A 16,379-nucleotide genomic window follows, 5' to 3' on the forward strand; every position below is an offset into this window, starting at 1 on the left:
GGATCCCCCTTGGCGGACCGCTCGGCGGAGGTCTTCCCGGACCGCTTGGCGGATGTCTTCGCGGGCCGCTTCGCGGCTGCCGGGGCGGACCGCTTGGCGGACGGCTCGACGGACCGCTTGGCAAGGGCCCTGGTGAACCGCTTGGCGGCGGATGGAGTGGCGGTCCGCCCGGCGGCGGGCTCGGCGGCGGACCGCTTGGCGAGTCGCGGGCGCGTCAGAACGCGGGACAGCAATGCTGCACGGGCCACTCGGTCCTCCAGAGGTCAACTTGCCTTGGCCAACAACGCGATTACCCCCGGACCCCGCAGAGATGCGGTACCGGTTTCCCTTTGTCCCGCAGGGGCACTCCGCCCGGGACCCGCGCGCCGTCCCGCGCATCTGGGGGGCCGGTGCTTTGATGACGCGCAGTGACCTGAAGAGCCCGCGGAGGTGGCCACCCATGACCCGGCGTACGAAGCTGCTCGCCGTGGCCGAGGTGCTGTCCTGGTGGGTGCTGCTCGTCGGCCTGTGGCTGGCCCTCATCAACGCGGTCGACACCCTGGAACTCGTGGTGGGCGCGGGCGCCGCGGGCCTGGCCGCACTGGCGGCACGGGCCGCGCGCCGGGCGGTGACCGGCCGGTGAACGGCTGGCTGCTCGCCGCGGCCGTCACACTGGGTGGCGGCCTGACGGCCACCCTGTGGGGCGTGGCCACCGGCCCGCTCGGCCGCCGCGTCGTGGCGCAGAACCTCGCCACAGCCGTCGCCTGCCCCGGCCTGCTCCTGCTCTCCCAGGCCTACGGGCGTCCGGCCTACGTCGATGTGGCGCTGGCCCTCGCCGTGCTCGGCCCGGTCGGCACGCTCGTGTTCGCCCGGCTCCTCGCCGACGAACTGGCCGAGCACCCGCCGCGCGGCTGGTGGCCCACCTGGGCGACGGCCGCCCTCGGAGCGGTCGTCGTGCCGGCGCTGTGCGCGGTGACCGCTCCCGGCCGGGCGACGGTCAAGCTCCTGGTGGTCGGGGCGCTGCTGGTCGGCGGTAACGTGGTCGCCACCCGTGCGCTGACCGGCGGCATCCAGGGGGTGCGCGGTGGCTGACCCCGTCGTCGTCGTGGCGCTGCTGCTCGTGGCCGGCTGCGCGACCCTCGCCGTCGCGGTCCGCGACCCGGTGCGCCAGGCGCTGGTGCTGGCCGTCCTCGGTGTGGTGCTCGCCGTGCTGTTCACCGCCCTTCAGGCCCCCGACGTCGGCCTGTCGCAGTTGGCCGTCGGCTCCGCAGTCACCCCGCTGTTGCTGCTGCTCACCGTCCGCAAGGCCAGACGCCGCGGCCGGCGGAAGGGACGTGAGCGGTGAACCGGCGCGTCCGGCTGTGGCTGCTGGCCGTCGGCGGCGCGGGGCTGGCCGCGCTGCTCGTCGCCGCCTGCCTGGAAATGCCGGCTTTCGGCGGCGCCTCGCACCCGTACGGCGATCGGGCCGTGCGTGCCTCCCTCGCCCGGCACACCGCCAACACGATCTCCTCCGTCAACTTCGACCAGCGCGCCTTCGACACCCTCGGCGAGATGACCATCCTGTTCGCCGCCGTCCTCGGCTGCGTGGTCCTGCTGCGCCAGACCCGTGACGAACACCGCGCCCGGCCCGAACCCGCCGACGTCGAGCCGCCGGTACGCCGCTACGCCCTGATCGTGCTGCCCGTCGCCCTGATCGTCGGCCTGTACGTCGTCGCGCACGGCCAGCTCAGCCCCGGCGGCGGCTTCCAGGGCGGCGTGGTCGCCGCCACCGCCCTGCACCTGCTCTACCTCGGCGCCGACTACCGCGCCCTGGAACGCATCCGCCCCGTCGGCCTGTACGAGGTCGGCGACGCGGCCGCCGCCTGCGCCTACGCCGTCCTGGGCCTCGCCGGCGTCCTCGCCGGCACCGCCTTCCTCGCCAACACCCTGCTGCCGTACGGCACCTTCAACACGCTGTCCTCGGGCGGCACCGTCCCCCTGCTGAACGCGGCCATCGGCATGGAGGTCGCCTGCGCGGTCGTCGTCCTGCTCGCCCGCTTCCTGGACCAGGCCGTCGAGATCGAGGAGGAGAGGCGCACATGAGCGCGCTGCTGGACGTGCTGCCCTATCTGGTCGCGGTGTGGGTCTTCCTGGCCGGCTGCTACGGACTGGCCACCAGCCGCAACCTGATCCACGCCGTCGGCTGTCTGTCCGTCTGCCAGGCCGCCACGTACGTGTTGCTGCTCGCCGTCGGCTACCGCGACGACGCCACCGCCCCCGTGTTCTCCGACATCGAACCGGGCTCCCGTCCGGTCGTCGACCCGGTCGTGCAGGCCCTCGCACTCACCGACGTCGTGGTCGGCGCCACCGTCACCGCCCTGCTGCTCGCGCTGGTCGTGCAGATCTCCAAGCGGCACGGCACCGTCGACCCCGACGAGTTGTCGGAGTTGCGCGGCTGATGCACCACCAGCTGCCGCTCCTCGTCGCCGTCCCGCTGCTCGGCGCCGGCCTGCTGGTCGCCGTGGGCCGGGCCCTGCCCCGGGTCGCCGCCGACATCGTCGGCTGTGCCGTCTCGGCCGGTACTGCGGCGCTGGCCGTCCTCCTGCTGCTGAACTCCTCGCCGCCGAGGACCGAATGGGTCGGCGGCTGGAAGCCCGTGGACGGCCGCGGCATCGGCATCGTGCTGACGGGAGACGGCCCCGGGCTCGGTATGGCCGCCCTCGCCTCGCTGCTGACCCTGGCGGCCCTGGCGTACTCCTGGCGCTATTTCGAGGAGCCGGCGCGTCGGCACGCCGGCTCGTTCCCGGCGCTGATGCTGCTGTTCCAGGCCGGCATGTGCGGCTTCGCGATCGCGGGCGACCTGTTCGACGCGTTCGTGTTCTTCGAGCTGATGAGCGTCGTGGCGTACGCCCTGACCGGCTACCGCGTCGAGGAGGCCAAGGCCGTGCAGGGCGCGCTCACCTTCGGCGTCGTCAACTCGCTGGGCGCGTACGCCGTGCTGATGGGTATCGTCCTGCTGTACGCGCGCACCGGCGAGCTGTCGATGTCGCTGATCGGCCGGGGGCTGGACGCGCACGGCGGGCCCGACGCGCTGGTCCTCGCGAGCTTCGTCCTGGTGCTCACCGGTCTTCTGGTCAAGTCCGCGGCCGTGCCCTTCCACTTCTGGCTGCCGGACGCCCACGCCGTCGCCCCGACCCCCGTGTGCATGCTGCTGTCCGGCGTCATGGTCGAGCTCGGCGTCTTCGGCGTCTGGCGCGTGTACGGGACGGTCTTCGCCGGACCCGGCGGGGTCCCGGCCGCCGACCTGGAGCGGGTGCTCGTCGTGCTCGGAGTACTGACGGCGGTCGTGGGGGCGGTCATGTGCTGGTACCAACGGCACATCAAGCGGCTCCTGGCGTACTCGACCGTCGCCCACACCGGGCTGTTCCTGATCGGCATCGGCGTCCTCACCCCGGAGGCCGACGACGGGATCGCGCTGTACATCCTCGGCCACGCCGGGGTGAAGGCCGCCCTGTTCGCCTGCGTGGGCATCCTGCTGGACCGGTACGGCAGCGTCGACGAGCACGCCCTGCACGGACGGGCCCGGGAACTGCGCACGGTGGCCGTGCTGTTCCTCGTCGGCGGCCTGGCCCTCGCCGGGCTGCCGCCGTTCGCCGGGTCGCTCGGCAAGTCGGTCGCGGAGGAGGCGACGGGCGGCCCGCTCGCCGGGCTTTACGTCGTCGCCTCGGCGCTCACGGCGGCCGCGGTCCTGCGGGTCGCCGGGCGGGTCTTCCTGGGCCTCGGACCCCCGCCGCCGGAGGCGGGGGAGCACGAGGCGCAGGCGGGGAGGTACGAGACCACCGGCTCCGGCGAGGAGCCGGAGACCCGGGGGCGGCTCGGTGCCGTCCCCGACACCATGACCGCCGTCCCGGCGTCGCTGCTCGCGGGCGCGCTCGCCGCCGGGGTGGTCCCCGGCTTCGCCGAGGCGGTGGCGCACGTGGTGAACGAGGCGGGCTCCGGCGGCGCCGTCGTGCCCGTGCACTGGACGCCGCTCGGCGTCGTGCTGGGCCTCCTCTCGACGGCGCTCGCCGTGGGGCTGGCCGCGGTGGCCGCGACCCGGCCGAAGCTGCTCGCCGCCCCGGACTGGGCGCTGCCGCTGCGGCGCCTGCAGTCCGGGCACGTCGGGGACTACGTGGCCTGGCTGCTGGTGGGCGCCACCCTGCTCGGCGCCCTCGCCCTGCCCGGAGTCCTTGGGCCCTGATCAGGTTCCGTAGGTGACCTCGACCTCCTTGAAACCGAGCGAGCCCAGCAGGCCCTTGAGCATGCCGGTCGTGTTGCTCTCGGCGCGCCTGGTGAGTTCACTCTCCTCGGCCGCGTCACGGATGTGGCGCACCGCGAGCTGCTGCACGGCCTGTTCGCCGTTGGGGTTGTCCGAGAAAAGGTCGCCGAGCCGGTCGAACAGACCGCGTTGCTTGGAGACGGCGTAGGAGCGGTCGGGGTCAAGTGCCGGCCTGCCGAGTGCCGCGTGCGGCAGCCGCAGCGTGGCGGACGTACGGCCCTCGTCGACCGTCACGTCGTCCTCGCCGATCTTGCCCAGGTCGACGTAGGCGTCGACGGTGCCCGCCCCGATGTACAGGGTGCGGGTGCCGCGGATGGCGTCGGGCAGGTACTTGGTGTCCTTCTCCAGGTCCACGACGACCTGGAAGTTGCCGGAGGCGGCGTCGTAACGGCTCATGTCCTGGATCGACTTGAGCAGGGCCGGCCCCGAGCGGTCGTGGGTCTCCGTCCCGAACAGGTCCTTCAGGCCCGGCAGCACACTCAGCCGGATCCCGGCGAACAGCACGACGAGCACCACTACGAGGGCGCTCAGTGCCTTCGCCCAACCGGGCATGCGCTTGATCGAAGTCGTCATGGGCGACGGTCCTCCTTCCTGCTCTCCCCCATGCCCGCCAAATTCTGCCCCAGTCCGGTTGGTTGACGCATGTACGACCGATGCGGGTGCAGTGGGGGAGACGGGGAGCGCGCCGGCGGCCCGGCGTCAGACCGTGGGCGTCCCGGGCCGCCGGAAGGCCGCGTCCAGCGTGGGCAGCGGCGGCAGCAGGCGGTGCAGCCCGGTGACCCGCAGCACGCGCAGGGTCATGGGGTGGTCGCACACCAGGTGCAACTGCCCGTCGTGGGCGAGCACCCGGCTGTGCGCCCGGGACAGCAGGCGCAGCCCGGAGCAGTCGAAGAACTCGACCGGGCCGAGGTCGATCACGATCCGGGCGCCGGGTCGCGCGGTCAGGTCGTCCAGGTGGGGGAGGATCTCCGCCGCCGCCGCGATGTCGATCTCGCCGCGGAACTCCAGGACGGTGTGCCCGTGTTCCCGGTGGACCCGCAGATGACGGGTGAGCGGCGCGGTGTTCCGCTCCACGTCGACCTCACCTCCCACCGGTGCCGGTGGACCCGCAACTGCGGGCCCTGCCCTGCAAGTTACCTCGATGGAAAGCATTGCAGCATGTTCGATTGACATATGTCTTCGAAACGCGACCGAGTTTCTTCGCTACTTGAACGAAGTGTTACGAGAGGGCCCGCCAGATCCTGGTGAGGCCTGGCGGGCCGACGGTCGTCGCGCGCTCGGGTCAGTCGCCCAGCAGCACCAGCTTGCCCGTGGTCCGGCCGGCGTCGCCGATCTCGTGCGCCTTGGCGGCCTCGGCCAGCGGGAAGGTCCCCGCGATCGTCGGCCGCAGCCGCCCGTCCTCGACCAGCTCCGCGATCGCCTTCATGCCGTGCTGGTCGGCGTCCACCAGCATCCGGATCGCCCGTACGCCGAGCCGCCCGGCCTCCTCGAAGAAGTCGTCCGACCCGACCGGCAGGAGCGACACCACGATGCCGCCCGGGCGCAGCACGCGCAGCGAGCGCACGGAGTGGTCGCCGCCGATGGTGTCGAGCACCACGTCGACGTCGTGGACGGCCTCCTCGAAGGCGGTCGTCCGGTAGTCGACCGGCTCGTCCACGCCGATCTCGCGCAGGAAGTCGTGCTTGCCCGCGCTCGCCGTGCCGACCACGTACGCGCCCCGGGCCTTGGCGATCTGCACGGCCACATGCCCGACGCCGCCCGCCGCGGCGTGGATCAGCACCCGCTGGCCGGGCCGCAGGTCCGCCCGCTCCACCAGCGCCTGCCACGCGGTCAGCGAGACCAGCGGCAGCGCGCCCGCCTGCGTGTGGTCGAGCCCCGCGGGCTTCGGGACGAGGGCGCGGGCCGGGGCGATCACGTACTCGGCGTGCGAGCCGTGGCCGAAGGGGTAGGGCAGCATGCCGAAGACCTCGTCGCCCGGCTGGTGGAGGGCCACGCCGACACCGGTCGCCTCGACGACGCCCGAGACGTCCCAGCCGAGGGTGAAGGGCGGTTCGCCGAGGAAACCGCCGGTGGCGCGGTGCTTCCAGTCGGTCGGGTTGACGCCGGCGGCCCGTACCCGGACCAGCACCTCGTTCGGCCGCGGGGCCGGCCGCGGCACCTCTGTCCGCCGGAGGACCTCGGGGCCGCCGAGGGCGTCCTGGGTGATGGCTCGCATGGTGTTCACATCGCTCATGGTGACCCAGCCTGCCCGGGCCCGCCCGCTCGGGAAATGGCACGATTGCCAACCTTCGATAGGATCGTGCCATGCAGCGTGTGGAACGGGTCGTGGTGCTGGCCCTCGACGGCGTGTACCCCTTCGAACTGGGCATCCCCAGCCGGATCTTCGGCGCGGCGGACGGCCGGTACGACGTCAGGACGTGCAGCGCGGACGGCGGGCCGGTACGCACCAACGCCGACTTCTCGATCACCGTCGAGCGGGGTCCCGATGCCCTGGCCACGGCAGACACGGTGGTGATCCCCCCGGTCGGGCAGGAGTTCCTGACCGACCACGTGCCGGACGAGGTGCGGGCCGCGCTCGCCCGGATCCGGCCCGGCACCCGCATCGTCTCGATCTGCACCGGCGCCTTCGTGCTGGCCGCCGCCGGCCTGCTCGACGGCCGCAGGGCCACCACGCACTGGCACCTCGCCGACCTGTTCCGGCGGATGTTCCCGCACGTCGAGCTCGACCCCGACGTCCTCTTCGTCGACGACGACCCCGTCCTGACCTCCGCCGGAGCCGCCTCCGGTGTCGACGTCTGCCTCCACCTCGTGCGCAAGGACCACGGCAGCCGTCTCGCCAACGCCGTCGCACGGCGCTGTGTCGTGCCGCCGTTCCGGGAGGGCGGCCAGGCCCAGTACATCGAGCGGCCGGTGCCCGACACCGGTGCCACGAGCACGGCCGCCACCCGCGTCTGGGCCCTGGAACGCCTCGGCGAACCGCTGACCCTGTCCGACCTCGCCGGCCACGCCCGGATGAGCCTGCGCACCTTCGCCCGCCGCTTCCACGACGAGGTGGGTGTCAGCCCCGGCCGCTGGCTCATCCAGCAGCGCGTCGCGCGTGCCCGGAACCTCCTGGAGTCCAGCGACCTCCCGGTCGACAGCATCGCCGGCCAGGTCGGCTTCGCCACCGGCGCGTCCCTGCGCCAGCACCTGCACGCCGCGATCGGCGTCTCACCGCAGGCGTACCGCCGCACGTTCCGGACGACGCGCTGACCAAACGTTCCGGGCGGCTGCCGCGTCGTAGGAGGACGACGGCGGGCGCACGGACAGAGGTGGCACACATGCGCAAAGGGCTGAGGGCGGCGGTGGCGCTCCTGACAGCGGTGACAGCGGCGACGGCGACGGGATGCGACCCGGGTCCCGGCGACCGCAAGGACCTGGTGATCACCGGCACACCTCCGGCGAAGCCCTACGACGGGCCTCTGCGCATCCCCGCACGCCCCCTCGGCGAGCGCGCCGAACCCGCCCCGCGCCTGGACTCGGGCGCCGCGGGCCGGGCCCTGGAGTGTGACGGGGAGATCTACACGGGCGGTTCGAACGGAGGCTGGGGCGAGGCCGACGGAGGCGCCACACCCGAGGAGGGCCTCGCGGCCTACTTCGACCTCGAACAGCCCGAGGAGCCGGACCACGGGTATCGCGCGGAACGCGAGACGGCCGACCGCGTCCTGTACTCCTTCGACGTGGCCGGCCGGACCAAGGTCGCGGTCGTGGTTGCCAAGGACCGCCCGGACTCCCCGGGGTGGGGCCCGGAGACGAGCGCCGCGTGCGACCCGGCCGAACTCCCGGCGTCGTTCACCGACACCCAGCCCTACGACATCTGGACCGACGCCCACGGCGACCGCGTGCCGTTCACCGAACTCCACACCACCCGGGGCGACGCGCACTGCGGGTGGCGGTCGGTCACCTTCCTGGAGACCCGAGGCGCCACCTACGCCCGTGACCCCGAGGGCGCCCTCCCCACCACCATGCTCACCGGCCCCTACCTCCCCACCGCCCGCCTCCCCGCAGACGCCCGCGACACCGGCCACCACCTCGGCGAACGCCGCCTCTGGCGGACCGCCGACACCGCGGCCGTGTACGTCGGCACCTCCGGCGAGGTGGAGTCCTGGCCCCGGGTGCAGCCCGGTCCGGGCTGCAAGTGAGCGGCCTGATTCCGCAGGGCCGGGACAACCGCAAGGACAGGGCGGCGGGACAGCATCGTCCCGCGCCCACGGACCCTTCGGAGGAAGACATGTCAGTGGTGACCGCGGGCGTCTTGGTGCTCGACTGCGCCGAGCCCGAGAAACTCGCCGTGTTCTACAGGGAGCTGTTGGAGGCCGAGGAGACCGACGCGACCGCCAACCGCGTGGAGATCCGCAACGCCGACGGCACCCGTCTGGCCTTCCGGCGCGACGTCAACGCCACGCCGCCGAGCTGGCCGCGCCCCGAGAACTCCCTCCAGGCGCACCTGGAGTTCGTCGTGACGGACCTGGACGCCGCCGAGCGCCGCGTCGTCTCGCTGGGCGGACGCCCCGTGGACACGAAGGACTCCGCCGGGCCGTCCGAGGAACGCGGCTACTCCGACCCGGCGGGCCATTCCTTCACTCTGCGCCGTGCTGTGCCGACGGCGCCGAAGCAGGGCTGACCAAGGTCGGCGTCAGTCCCGGCCGCCCTTCTGCGCCGCCGGCCACACGCCGGTCGAGCGCTCGATGGCCTTGGCGCCACCGCGGTCCACGGCGCTGCGCACCGCGGCGAAGATGGCGCCCTGGACCGCGGCGGCCAGCAGGATCTCGCCCCACTTGCGGTCCGGGTCCAGCGCGTCCGGCGCGTCCTCCTCGTGCCGGATCGCCATCCACGTCTTGCGGAAGGCGAGCCCGGCCAGCCAGCCGCCGGCCCACCCCAGCAGCCAACCGACGGGCTGGTAGGCGACGGGGAGCTTCTGCTTCTTCTTCTTGGCCACCTGGGTCTCCTTGGTTCGATCGTGAGCTACGGGCTACGGGCTACGGGCTACGGGGTCACGGGGCCACGCCGGCTCAGGGCCGGCCGGTCACCGGGACCTCCTCACCCGGGCGCACCGGCCCCGGTGGGGTGCCGTCACCGAACGGGCGCCCGCCGAGTTCCTCCCGGTGATGCTGGGCGAGCCAGCCCCCGAGGTCCGGGCCGCGTGGCACGATCCCGGTCGGGTTGATGCCGGTGTGCACCTGGTAGTAGTGCCGCTTGATGTGGTCGAAGTCGACGGTGTCGCCGAAGCCGGGCGTCTGGAACAGGTCGCGGGCGTACGCCCAGAGCACCTGGTTCTCCGTCAGCTTCCACCGGTTGCACTTGAAGTGACCGTGATATACGGCGTCGAACCGGACCAGCGTGGTGAACAGCCTGATGTCCGCCTCGGTGATCGTGTCGCCGACCAGGTAGCGCTGCCCTGCCAGCCGCGGGGTCAGCAGCTCCAGCCGGCGGAAGACGTCCGAGCAGGCGGCCTCGTACTCCTCCTGTCCGGTGGCGAAACCGGCCCGGTACACCCCGTTGTTGACGTCCTGGTAGACGCCCGCCATCACCTCGTCGATCTCGTCCCGCCGGCTCTTCGGATACAGGTCCGGCGCCCCCTCCCGGTGCAGGGCGGTCCACTCGGTGGCGAGGTCGAGGGTGATCTGCTGGTAGTCGTTGGTGACGAGCTGCCCGGTGGGCACGTCGACGACGGCCGGCACGCTGACACCGCCCGGATAGCCGGTCTCCCGCCTGTCGTACGCCTCGCCGAGGAAGCGGATGCCGAGGACGGGGTCACGGGCGTCCGGTTCGAGGGTGAAGCGCCAGCTGCGGTCGTCCTGGATGGGGTCCGCGACGGCCATGGACAGGGCCTCCTCCAAGCCCAGCAGCCGGCGTGAGATCACCGCCCGGCTCGCCCACGGACAGGCACGGCTGACCACCAGACGGTAACGTCCCGCCTCGACCGGCCAGCCGTCCCGGCCGTCCGCCGTGATCCGGTCCGCGAAGTGGCTCTTGGACCGCCGGAACGACTTGTGGCCGTACGCGCTGTTGCCGTCGCCCTTCCCGTCACCCTGGCCGCTCATGACCTCTCTCCTCACTGCCGTGGGCGTGCTGTCGACCCGGGTTCCCCGAGTTCCCCCGTTTCCGCCCCTGGCACTGTGTGATCTGCGCCGGCGGGGGCAATCGGCGGTGGTGAACGGGACATCCGCGGAATCAGCGAAGGACGGAGACCAGGAGCGGGCGAAGGCCCGGGGGAGGAAGGCGGATGCGGGCACGGAGCCCATGACCGACCGCAGGACCGACCACGAGGCCGACCGGAAGACCCGTGTCACCGTGCTGGTCGCGCTCTCGGCCAACCTGGTGATCGCGGTGGCCAAGGCGATCGGCGGTGTGATCGCCGGCTCGCCGGCCCTGCTGTCGGAGGCGGCGCACTCCGTGGCCGACAGTCTCAACGAGGTCTTCCTGCTGGCCGCGCTACGCCGCAGCCGCCGCCCCGCCGACCGGCGGCATCCCTTCGGCTACGGCAAGGAGCGGTTCTTCTGGTCGCTGCTCGCGGCCGTCGGGATCTTCGTCATGGGCGGTTGCTTCTCGTTCTTCCAGGGCGTCGAGGCACTCGCCAAGGGCGGCGAGGAGAGCTTCGGCGGCTATCTGGCCGGCATGATCGTCCTCGGTGTCGCCCTCCTCGCCGAGGGCGCGTCCCTGCTCCGTGCCCTGCACCAGCTGCGCGGGCAGGGCTTCGCCGACGGCCTGCGCGACCCGGCGCTGCGCACCGTCGTCGCCGAGGACGGCACCGCGGTGCTCGGTGTGACCCTCGCCCTCATCGGCATGGCGCTGCACATGGTCACCGGCGAGGTGGTGTGGGAGGCGTCCGCGTCGCTCGCCATCGGCGCGCTGCTGGTCTACGTGGCCTACCGGCTCGGCAAGGACGCCCGCACCCAGCTCATCGGCGAGGCCGCGGACCCGGAGTCGAGCGACAGGATCTGCTCGCTGCTGCGGGCGCAGCCCGAGATCGACAGCGTGGAGGCGCTGTTCACCATGAAGACCGGCATCGACTCGGCGCTCGTGGCCGCCCGCGTAGACCTGGTGCCCGGTCTGGACAGCGAGCGGGTCGAGGAGGTCGCCGTGCGCATCAAGCGGTCGATCGCCCGCGCGGTGCCGGAGGCCGGCCAGATCTTCCTCGACGTGACCGACCGGCCCGCCCAGGAGGCACGGGAAAGCCCCGCCGCGACGGGGGAACGCGGCGGGGCCTGACGTGCGGGTGCCCGGCACCCTCACCTTCATGCATGCCGGGCCGGGAACGGTTTCCGGGCCACGGGGGGCGTCGATCCCGGGCCTGGGAACCGCCGGCTCAGTCCCCGTCGACCGGTTCCAGCACGAACACCGGGATGACCCGGTCGGTCTTCGTCTGGTAGTCGGCGTAGGGCGGATAGGCGGCGACGGCACGCTCCCACCACGGCTCCTTCTCCGCGCCGGTGACCTCCCGGGCCCTCATGTCCCGCTTCACCGGCCCGTCCTGGAGTTCCACCTCGGGATGGGCCTTGACGTTGTGGTACCAGACCGGATGCTTGGGCGCTCCGCCCAGCGACGCCACGATGGCGTAGACGCCCCCGTGCTCGACCCGCATCACCGGCGTCTTGCGGATCTTGCCGCTCTGCGCGCCCAGCGTCGTCAGCACGACGACGGGCAGCCCGGTGTCCAGCAGGGTCGTCCCCTCCGTTCCGCCGGAGCTCTCGTACAACTCCACCTGTTCGCGAACCCACTGCTCGGGGCTGGGCTCGTACTCACCCTCAAGAGGCATGGCAACCGTCCCATCGTCATGTACCGAAGCCGGCCAACACGGAGCCTCAACACTGGCAAACACCGGATTCATCCACCTCGCCGACACTCCCGGCTCCCACGATTACCTCCCGGGTAATCGCGCCGGCCGCGGGCCCACGGCAGAGTCGGGAGCGACCCCACCGGCCGCCGCCCGAAGGAGACGACCCCCATGACCGCCACCCCGACCGGGACCGCCACGACGACCCGTGCCGTGCTCGACGAACTGCTCCGCAGGATCGGCCAGGGGGACCCCGCGCACATCGCCGAGCTGTACGCCGCGCACGCCGACTGGAAGCTGAGCTGGCCGGACGACGACCACGGCCGCGCCGCCACCCCGTGGATCACGCAGCGCGGAGCGAACGGTGACGCCGCCGCCCACTACCGCGAGTTGGCCGCCCACCATGTCCCGGGCGCCGCGGACACCCGGATCGAGCGCGTTCTCGTGGACGGCGCCGACGCCGTCGTGCTGGGCGAGATCCGCCAGACGGCCCTTTCGACGGGGCGCGCCTACCGCGCCCGGTTCGCCCTGCACCTCACCGTCGAGGACGGCCTGATCGTCCGCCACCACGTCTACGAGGACAGCCTGTCGGTGGCCCGGGCCTTCAGCGCGAGCTGAGCCCGCCGAGCACCGCCAGCTCCAGCCGCCGCAGCCGATCCGGGTCGGCGACGACCTCGTACGAGCCGATCCGGTCGCCCTCGACGGTGACCGTGAGGGCGAGGAGCAGCCGTCCGTGCGGGCGACGACGACGCCGGAGCGCGACCGCCCGCGGGCCGCCCGCGCTCGGCCTCGAACCGCGACGCCAGCTCCTCCTGCCCGCCCATGGGTCACCTCTCTCCAGCCTGCTTCGTCACTCCTGCGACGGAACGGCCCCGGCCGAGGTGACATCGGCCGCCAGCAGCAGCCGGGCCCCCTCGCCTGCCTGCGCGGCGGGTTCCGCGCTCCCGGTGATCCCGGCCGTGGCCATGGCGCCCTCCGCCAGCAGGTACAGCGGCGCGGTGAGCGCGGCGGGCAGCCCGGCGTCGGCCACCAGGGTGCCGACGTACTCCCGGAAGGCCTGCTTGTGCGCCCGCACCTGCGCGGCCACCCCGTCGGAGACGGCGCCCAGTTCGCCGTAGGCGTTGATCCAGGCGCAGCCGCGGAAGTCCTCCTCGGTGAACCACTCGGCAAGCCAGTCGAAGACCGCGAGGATCCGCTCCCGGGGCTCCTCCCGGGCGGCCACGAACGTGGCGAGCCGCTCGCGCCAGCGCACGTCACGCCGCTCCAGATACGCCACGACCAACTGCTCCTTAGCCGGGAACAGCTGGTAGAGGCGTTTGAGCGAGACCCCTGAGGCGCCGCGCACGTCGTCCATGCCGACGGACTGCACACCCCGCCCGTAGAACAGCCGCTCGGCGGCGTCCAGAGCCCGCTCCCGGGCGACTGCGCTGTCCATGGGACGACCACTTCCTTGTCGTGAGAACGAGATGACCGTGTGTACCGGTTGACGTGAGAACGTGCGTTCTCCTAGCGTAGCAACGAGTTGGAGAACGCACGTTCTCCCTCGTGGCCCCGACTGTCGAGGAGAGCCCATGAGCACCCGCCCGCCCCTGCCGCCCTTCACCCGTGAGAGCGCCGCGCAGAAGGTGCAGGCCGCCGAGGACGCCTGGAACACCCGCGACCCGCACAAGGTCGCGCTCGCCTACTCCGAGGACTCGGTCTGGCGCAACCGCGGCACCTTCGTCACCGGCCGCGCCGAGATCGTCGAGTTCCTCACCGCGAAGTGGGAGCGCGAGCTGGAGTACGCGCTGCGCAAGGACCTCTGGGCGTTCGACGGCAACCGCATCGCGGTCCGCTTCCAGTACGAGTGCCGGGACGCCGACGGCCAGTGGTGGCGGTCGCACGGCAACGAGCTGTGGGAGTTCGACGAGAGCGGCCTGATGACCCGGCGCGAGGCCAGCATCAACGACGTGGCCATCGAGGACAGGGCGCGCCGTATCCACGGCCCGCGGCCGGCGGCCGAGCGCGGGTGGTCGTTCCCGGTTCAGTAGGGTTCCCGGGTGACCGAACAGGACGGGAAGCCTTTCCTCTACGTCGTCGTCTGCGCCGCCGGGATCGCCGCGGACGTGGGCGAACTGATCGCGGCCGCCCAGGAGCGGGGGTGGGAGGTGGGCGTCATCGCGACGCCCGTCGCGATGGGCGGTTTCTTCGACACCGCCGCCGTCGAGGCGCGGACCGGCCGTCCGATCCGGTCTGCCTGGCGCACACCGGACGATCCGCGCCCCTTCCCGCCTCCGGACGCCGTGGCGGTGGCGCCGGCCACCTTCAACACCATCAACAAATGGGCGGCAGGCCTGGGCGACACCCTCGCCGTCGCCACCCTCTGCGAGGCGTACGGACTGGGCGTCCCGATCGCGGTCCTGCCCTGCGTCGGGGACGCGCTGGCGGCCCATCCCGCCTACCAGGACAGCCTGATACGGCTGCGGGGGATGGGCGTCCGCTTCGGCGAACCGTACTCCGGCGAGGAGGCCCGCAACGCGTTCCGGTGGGAGCGCGCGCTGGACCTGCTCGACCGCTAGGGCTGGACGACCGCGGGTGTGCGCCTCGCCGTCGGGTCCGCCCCCCGCGGCGGCTGTGCGTGGCCCGTGGCGATGAGCGAGGCGTGGGTGGGCGCGTCCGGAACGTGCGCGGGACGCCCGAGGGCGAACTCCTCGCGCAGGACGGGCACGATCTCGCCCAGCAGCTCGATCTGTTCGAGCACGGTCTTGTGCGGGACGCCGATGCCGTCCACGTTGAACAGCTGGCGCTGGTAGTCGCCGCCCGCGTTCTCGCGGTAGGTGAGCACCCGCTCGATCACCTGCTGCGGGCTGCCGACCAGTACCGCCGTCCGCGCCATGGTGTCCTCCAGGGAGGGGCCGCTCCCGTAGCCGGCGGATCCGTCGAAGTAGGGGCGGAACTCGCGCAGGGCGTCCTGGGAGTCGGGGCGCACGAACAGGTGCGCGGCCAGGCCGACGACGGCCTGCTCGGCCCGGCCGTGCCCGTAGTACTCGAAGCGGCGCCGGTAGAGGTCGACCAGTTGCCGGACGTGTTCCTTCGGCCAGAAGAGATTGTTGTGGAAGAAGCCGTCGCCGTAGTAGGCGGCCTGTTCCGCGATCTCCGGGCTGCGGATGGAGGCGTGCCAGACGAACGGGGCCACGCCGTCCAGTGGGCGGGGGGTGGCGGTGAAGCCCTGCAGCGGGGTCCGGAACTCCCCTTCCCAGTCGACGACTTCCTCGCGCCACAGCCGGCGCAGCAGGGCGTGGTTCTCCATCGCCAGGGCGATGCCGTTGCGGATGTCCTGGCCGAACCAGGGGTATACGGGTCCGGTGTTGCCCCGGCCCAGCATCAGGTCGAGCCGCCCGTCGGCCAGGTGCTGGAGCGTCGCGTAGTCCTCGGCGATCTTCACCGGGTCGTTGGTGGTGATGAGCGTGGTCGACGTGGACAGCAGGATGCGTTCCGTCCGTGCCGCGATGTACCCGAGCAGCGTGGTGGGGGAGGACGGGACGAAGGGCGGGTTGTGGTGCTCGCCGATGGCGAAGACGTCCAGGCCGACGTCCTCGGCGAGCCTCGCGTACTCCACGAGGGCCTTGATCCGCTCGTGTTCCGTGGGAGTCCGGCCGGACACCGGGTCGCGGGCCACGTCTCCCACGCCGAAGATTCCGAACTGCATGGTGTGGTTCCTGTCTGTGGTGTCGGTCGCGCGGCGCTCAGGTCGCGACGTTGCGGAAGGCGGCGGCGAGCGCCCTGAGGTCCAGGCCGGCCAGGTGGTCGAGGAAGTGGCGCCGGACGGCGGCCAGATGGGCCGGCCAGGCCTCTTCCAGGCGGGCGAGGCCGGCGTCGGTGAGGGCGGCGTGCCAGCCGCGGCCGTCCTGGTCGCACTGCACCCGCCGGATGAACCCCTCGCCTTCCAGCCGGTGCACGACACGGGTCGTGCCGCTGAGCGACATCTCGCAGGCGTCGGCCAGGTCACCCATGCGCAGCTGACGGTGCGGCGCTTCGGACAGATGCATCAGGGCCAGGTAATCCGTGGTGGGCAGCTGTTTCTCGCGGACCACGGCGGCGTCGATCGCGCGCGGCAGGGCGTAGACGAGATGCGGAAGGAACCGGACGACGGCCTCCTCGTCCGCGGTGAGCGGGCGGGGGGCGGCAGTGGACGGTGCCGGCTTCGGTGTCATGGCAGACATCACCTCGTTCCTCGCGGTCACGGACGGGGGTGGACCGGTCGCGAAACACTTACTTGACGAAGCAAACACATCCCGCCTAGGTTGC

22 protein-coding genes are annotated in these 16,379 nt (G+C 72.5%); 13 read left to right on the top strand and 9 right to left on the bottom strand.

All coding sequences use genetic code 11. The features are described 5' to 3' along the window. Window positions 1-439 precede the first annotated feature (439 nt). The 6 genes from ACFV6X_RS16700 to ACFV6X_RS16725 are packed head-to-tail and all read left to right on the top strand — an operon-like array spanning window position 440 to window position 4,198. A complete protein-coding gene (locus ACFV6X_RS16700; RefSeq protein ID WP_385383666.1) occupies window positions 440-622 on the top strand; it encodes a hypothetical protein in 183 nt (60 codons plus the stop codon). Beyond that, window positions 619-1,071 (top strand): monovalent cation/H+ antiporter complex subunit F, encoded by a 453-nt coding sequence (locus ACFV6X_RS16705; RefSeq protein WP_385383669.1) that lies wholly within the window; start codon window positions 619-621, stop codon window positions 1,069-1,071. Before ACFV6X_RS16700 ends, ACFV6X_RS16705 begins: the two co-directional genes overlap by 4 nt. Next, window positions 1,064-1,324 carry a hydrogenase subunit MbhD domain-containing protein gene (locus ACFV6X_RS16710; RefSeq protein ID WP_385383672.1) on the top strand — a complete coding sequence of 87 codons (261 nt, stop codon included), beginning with the start codon at window positions 1,064-1,066 and terminating at the stop codon, window positions 1,322-1,324. Before ACFV6X_RS16705 ends, ACFV6X_RS16710 begins: the two co-directional genes overlap by 8 nt. Next, window positions 1,321-2,061, top strand: a complete 741-nt coding sequence (gene mbhE / locus ACFV6X_RS16715; protein WP_385383675.1) for a hydrogen gas-evolving membrane-bound hydrogenase subunit E — start codon at window positions 1,321-1,323, stop codon at window positions 2,059-2,061. Before ACFV6X_RS16710 ends, mbhE begins: the two co-directional genes overlap by 4 nt. Next, on the top strand, window positions 2,058-2,417 hold the full coding sequence (locus ACFV6X_RS16720; protein ID WP_385383678.1) for a sodium:proton antiporter: 360 nt from the start codon (window positions 2,058-2,060) through the stop codon (window positions 2,415-2,417). Before mbhE ends, ACFV6X_RS16720 begins: the two co-directional genes overlap by 4 nt. Further along, complete coding sequence (locus ACFV6X_RS16725) at window positions 2,417-4,198, top strand: complex I subunit 5 family protein (protein WP_385383681.1); 1,782 nt, start codon at window positions 2,417-2,419, stop codon at window positions 4,196-4,198. Before ACFV6X_RS16720 ends, ACFV6X_RS16725 begins: the two co-directional genes overlap by 1 nt. On the opposite strand, the gene ACFV6X_RS16730 is transcribed toward ACFV6X_RS16725, so the two are convergent. From ACFV6X_RS16730 to ACFV6X_RS16740, 3 genes are all read right to left on the bottom strand, one after another. Then, window positions 4,199-4,849, bottom strand: a complete 651-nt coding sequence (locus tag ACFV6X_RS16730) for a DUF4230 domain-containing protein (protein WP_385383684.1) — start codon at window positions 4,847-4,849, stop codon at window positions 4,199-4,201. A 126-nt stretch (window positions 4,850-4,975) separates the two neighbouring features. Then, on the bottom strand, window positions 4,976-5,428 hold the full coding sequence (locus tag ACFV6X_RS16735) for an anti-sigma factor antagonist (RefSeq protein ID WP_385383686.1): 453 nt from the start codon (window positions 5,426-5,428) through the stop codon (window positions 4,976-4,978). Between the two features lie 130 nt (window positions 5,429-5,558). After that, a complete protein-coding gene (locus ACFV6X_RS16740; protein WP_385383689.1) occupies window positions 5,559-6,509 on the bottom strand; it encodes an NADP-dependent oxidoreductase in 951 nt (316 codons plus the stop codon). A gap of 71 nt (window positions 6,510-6,580) precedes the next feature. Here ACFV6X_RS16740 and ACFV6X_RS16745 point away from each other — a divergent pair, with 71 nt between their 5' ends. From ACFV6X_RS16745 to ACFV6X_RS16755, 3 genes are all read left to right on the top strand, one after another. Further along, a complete protein-coding gene (locus ACFV6X_RS16745) occupies window positions 6,581-7,528 on the top strand; it encodes a GlxA family transcriptional regulator (protein WP_385383692.1) in 948 nt (315 codons plus the stop codon). 68 nt (window positions 7,529-7,596) lie between these two features. Beyond that, window positions 7,597-8,457, top strand: a complete 861-nt coding sequence (locus tag ACFV6X_RS16750) for a hypothetical protein (protein WP_385383695.1) — start codon at window positions 7,597-7,599, stop codon at window positions 8,455-8,457. A gap of 89 nt (window positions 8,458-8,546) precedes the next feature. Further along, entirely contained in the window at window positions 8,547-8,939 is a 393-nt protein-coding gene (locus tag ACFV6X_RS16755) for a VOC family protein (RefSeq protein WP_385383697.1), read from the top strand. Between the two features lie 12 nt (window positions 8,940-8,951). Here the strand turns inward: ACFV6X_RS16755 and ACFV6X_RS16760 are convergent, their stop codons facing one another. Both ACFV6X_RS16760 and ACFV6X_RS16765 read right to left on the bottom strand, forming a co-directional pair. Then, a complete protein-coding gene (locus tag ACFV6X_RS16760) occupies window positions 8,952-9,254 on the bottom strand; it encodes a DUF4235 domain-containing protein (RefSeq protein ID WP_385383700.1) in 303 nt (100 codons plus the stop codon). 73 nt (window positions 9,255-9,327) lie between these two features. Continuing rightward, window positions 9,328-10,359 (bottom strand): glutathione S-transferase family protein, encoded by a 1,032-nt coding sequence (locus ACFV6X_RS16765; RefSeq protein ID WP_385383703.1) that lies wholly within the window; start codon window positions 10,357-10,359, stop codon window positions 9,328-9,330. A gap of 199 nt (window positions 10,360-10,558) precedes the next feature. Here ACFV6X_RS16765 and ACFV6X_RS16770 point away from each other — a divergent pair, with 199 nt between their 5' ends. Beyond that, on the top strand, window positions 10,559-11,527 hold the full coding sequence (locus tag ACFV6X_RS16770; protein ID WP_385383706.1) for a cation diffusion facilitator family transporter: 969 nt from the start codon (window positions 10,559-10,561) through the stop codon (window positions 11,525-11,527). Window positions 11,528-11,624: 97 nt separating this feature from the next. Here the strand turns inward: ACFV6X_RS16770 and ACFV6X_RS16775 are convergent, their stop codons facing one another. Then, window positions 11,625-12,074 carry a nitroreductase family deazaflavin-dependent oxidoreductase gene (locus ACFV6X_RS16775; protein WP_385383709.1) on the bottom strand — a complete coding sequence of 150 codons (450 nt, stop codon included), beginning with the start codon at window positions 12,072-12,074 and terminating at the stop codon, window positions 11,625-11,627. A 189-nt stretch (window positions 12,075-12,263) separates the two neighbouring features. Between ACFV6X_RS16775 and ACFV6X_RS16780 the strand changes: the two genes are divergently transcribed. Continuing rightward, entirely contained in the window at window positions 12,264-12,710 is a 447-nt protein-coding gene (locus ACFV6X_RS16780) for a nuclear transport factor 2 family protein (protein ID WP_385383712.1), read from the top strand. Window positions 12,711-12,942: 232 nt separating this feature from the next. Here the strand turns inward: ACFV6X_RS16780 and ACFV6X_RS16785 are convergent, their stop codons facing one another. Beyond that, entirely contained in the window at window positions 12,943-13,527 is a 585-nt protein-coding gene (locus tag ACFV6X_RS16785) for a TetR/AcrR family transcriptional regulator (protein WP_385383715.1), read from the bottom strand. Between the two features lie 136 nt (window positions 13,528-13,663). Between ACFV6X_RS16785 and ACFV6X_RS16790 the strand changes: the two genes are divergently transcribed. Beyond that, window positions 13,664-14,122 (top strand): DUF1348 family protein, encoded by a 459-nt coding sequence (locus tag ACFV6X_RS16790; protein WP_385383718.1) that lies wholly within the window; start codon window positions 13,664-13,666, stop codon window positions 14,120-14,122. A gap of 9 nt (window positions 14,123-14,131) precedes the next feature. Next, window positions 14,132-14,650 (top strand): flavoprotein, encoded by a 519-nt coding sequence (locus tag ACFV6X_RS16795; RefSeq protein ID WP_385383721.1) that lies wholly within the window; start codon window positions 14,132-14,134, stop codon window positions 14,648-14,650. Here the strand turns inward: ACFV6X_RS16795 and ACFV6X_RS16800 are convergent. Beyond that, window positions 14,647-15,780, bottom strand: coding sequence for a CE1758 family FMN-dependent luciferase-like monooxygenase (locus tag ACFV6X_RS16800; RefSeq protein ID WP_385383724.1), 1,134 nt, complete (start codon window positions 15,778-15,780; stop codon window positions 14,647-14,649). The two genes, ACFV6X_RS16795 and ACFV6X_RS16800, sit on opposite strands and share 4 nt — an antisense overlap. Before the next feature lie 37 nt (window positions 15,781-15,817). After that, on the bottom strand, window positions 15,818-16,285 hold the full coding sequence (locus ACFV6X_RS16805) for a MarR family winged helix-turn-helix transcriptional regulator (protein ID WP_385383727.1): 468 nt from the start codon (window positions 16,283-16,285) through the stop codon (window positions 15,818-15,820). Window positions 16,286-16,379: the final 94 nt, after the last annotated feature.

This window comes from Streptomyces sp. NPDC059861 (genome assembly GCF_042731435.1).
Lineage (GTDB): Bacteria > Actinomycetota > Actinomycetes > Streptomycetales > Streptomycetaceae > Streptomyces.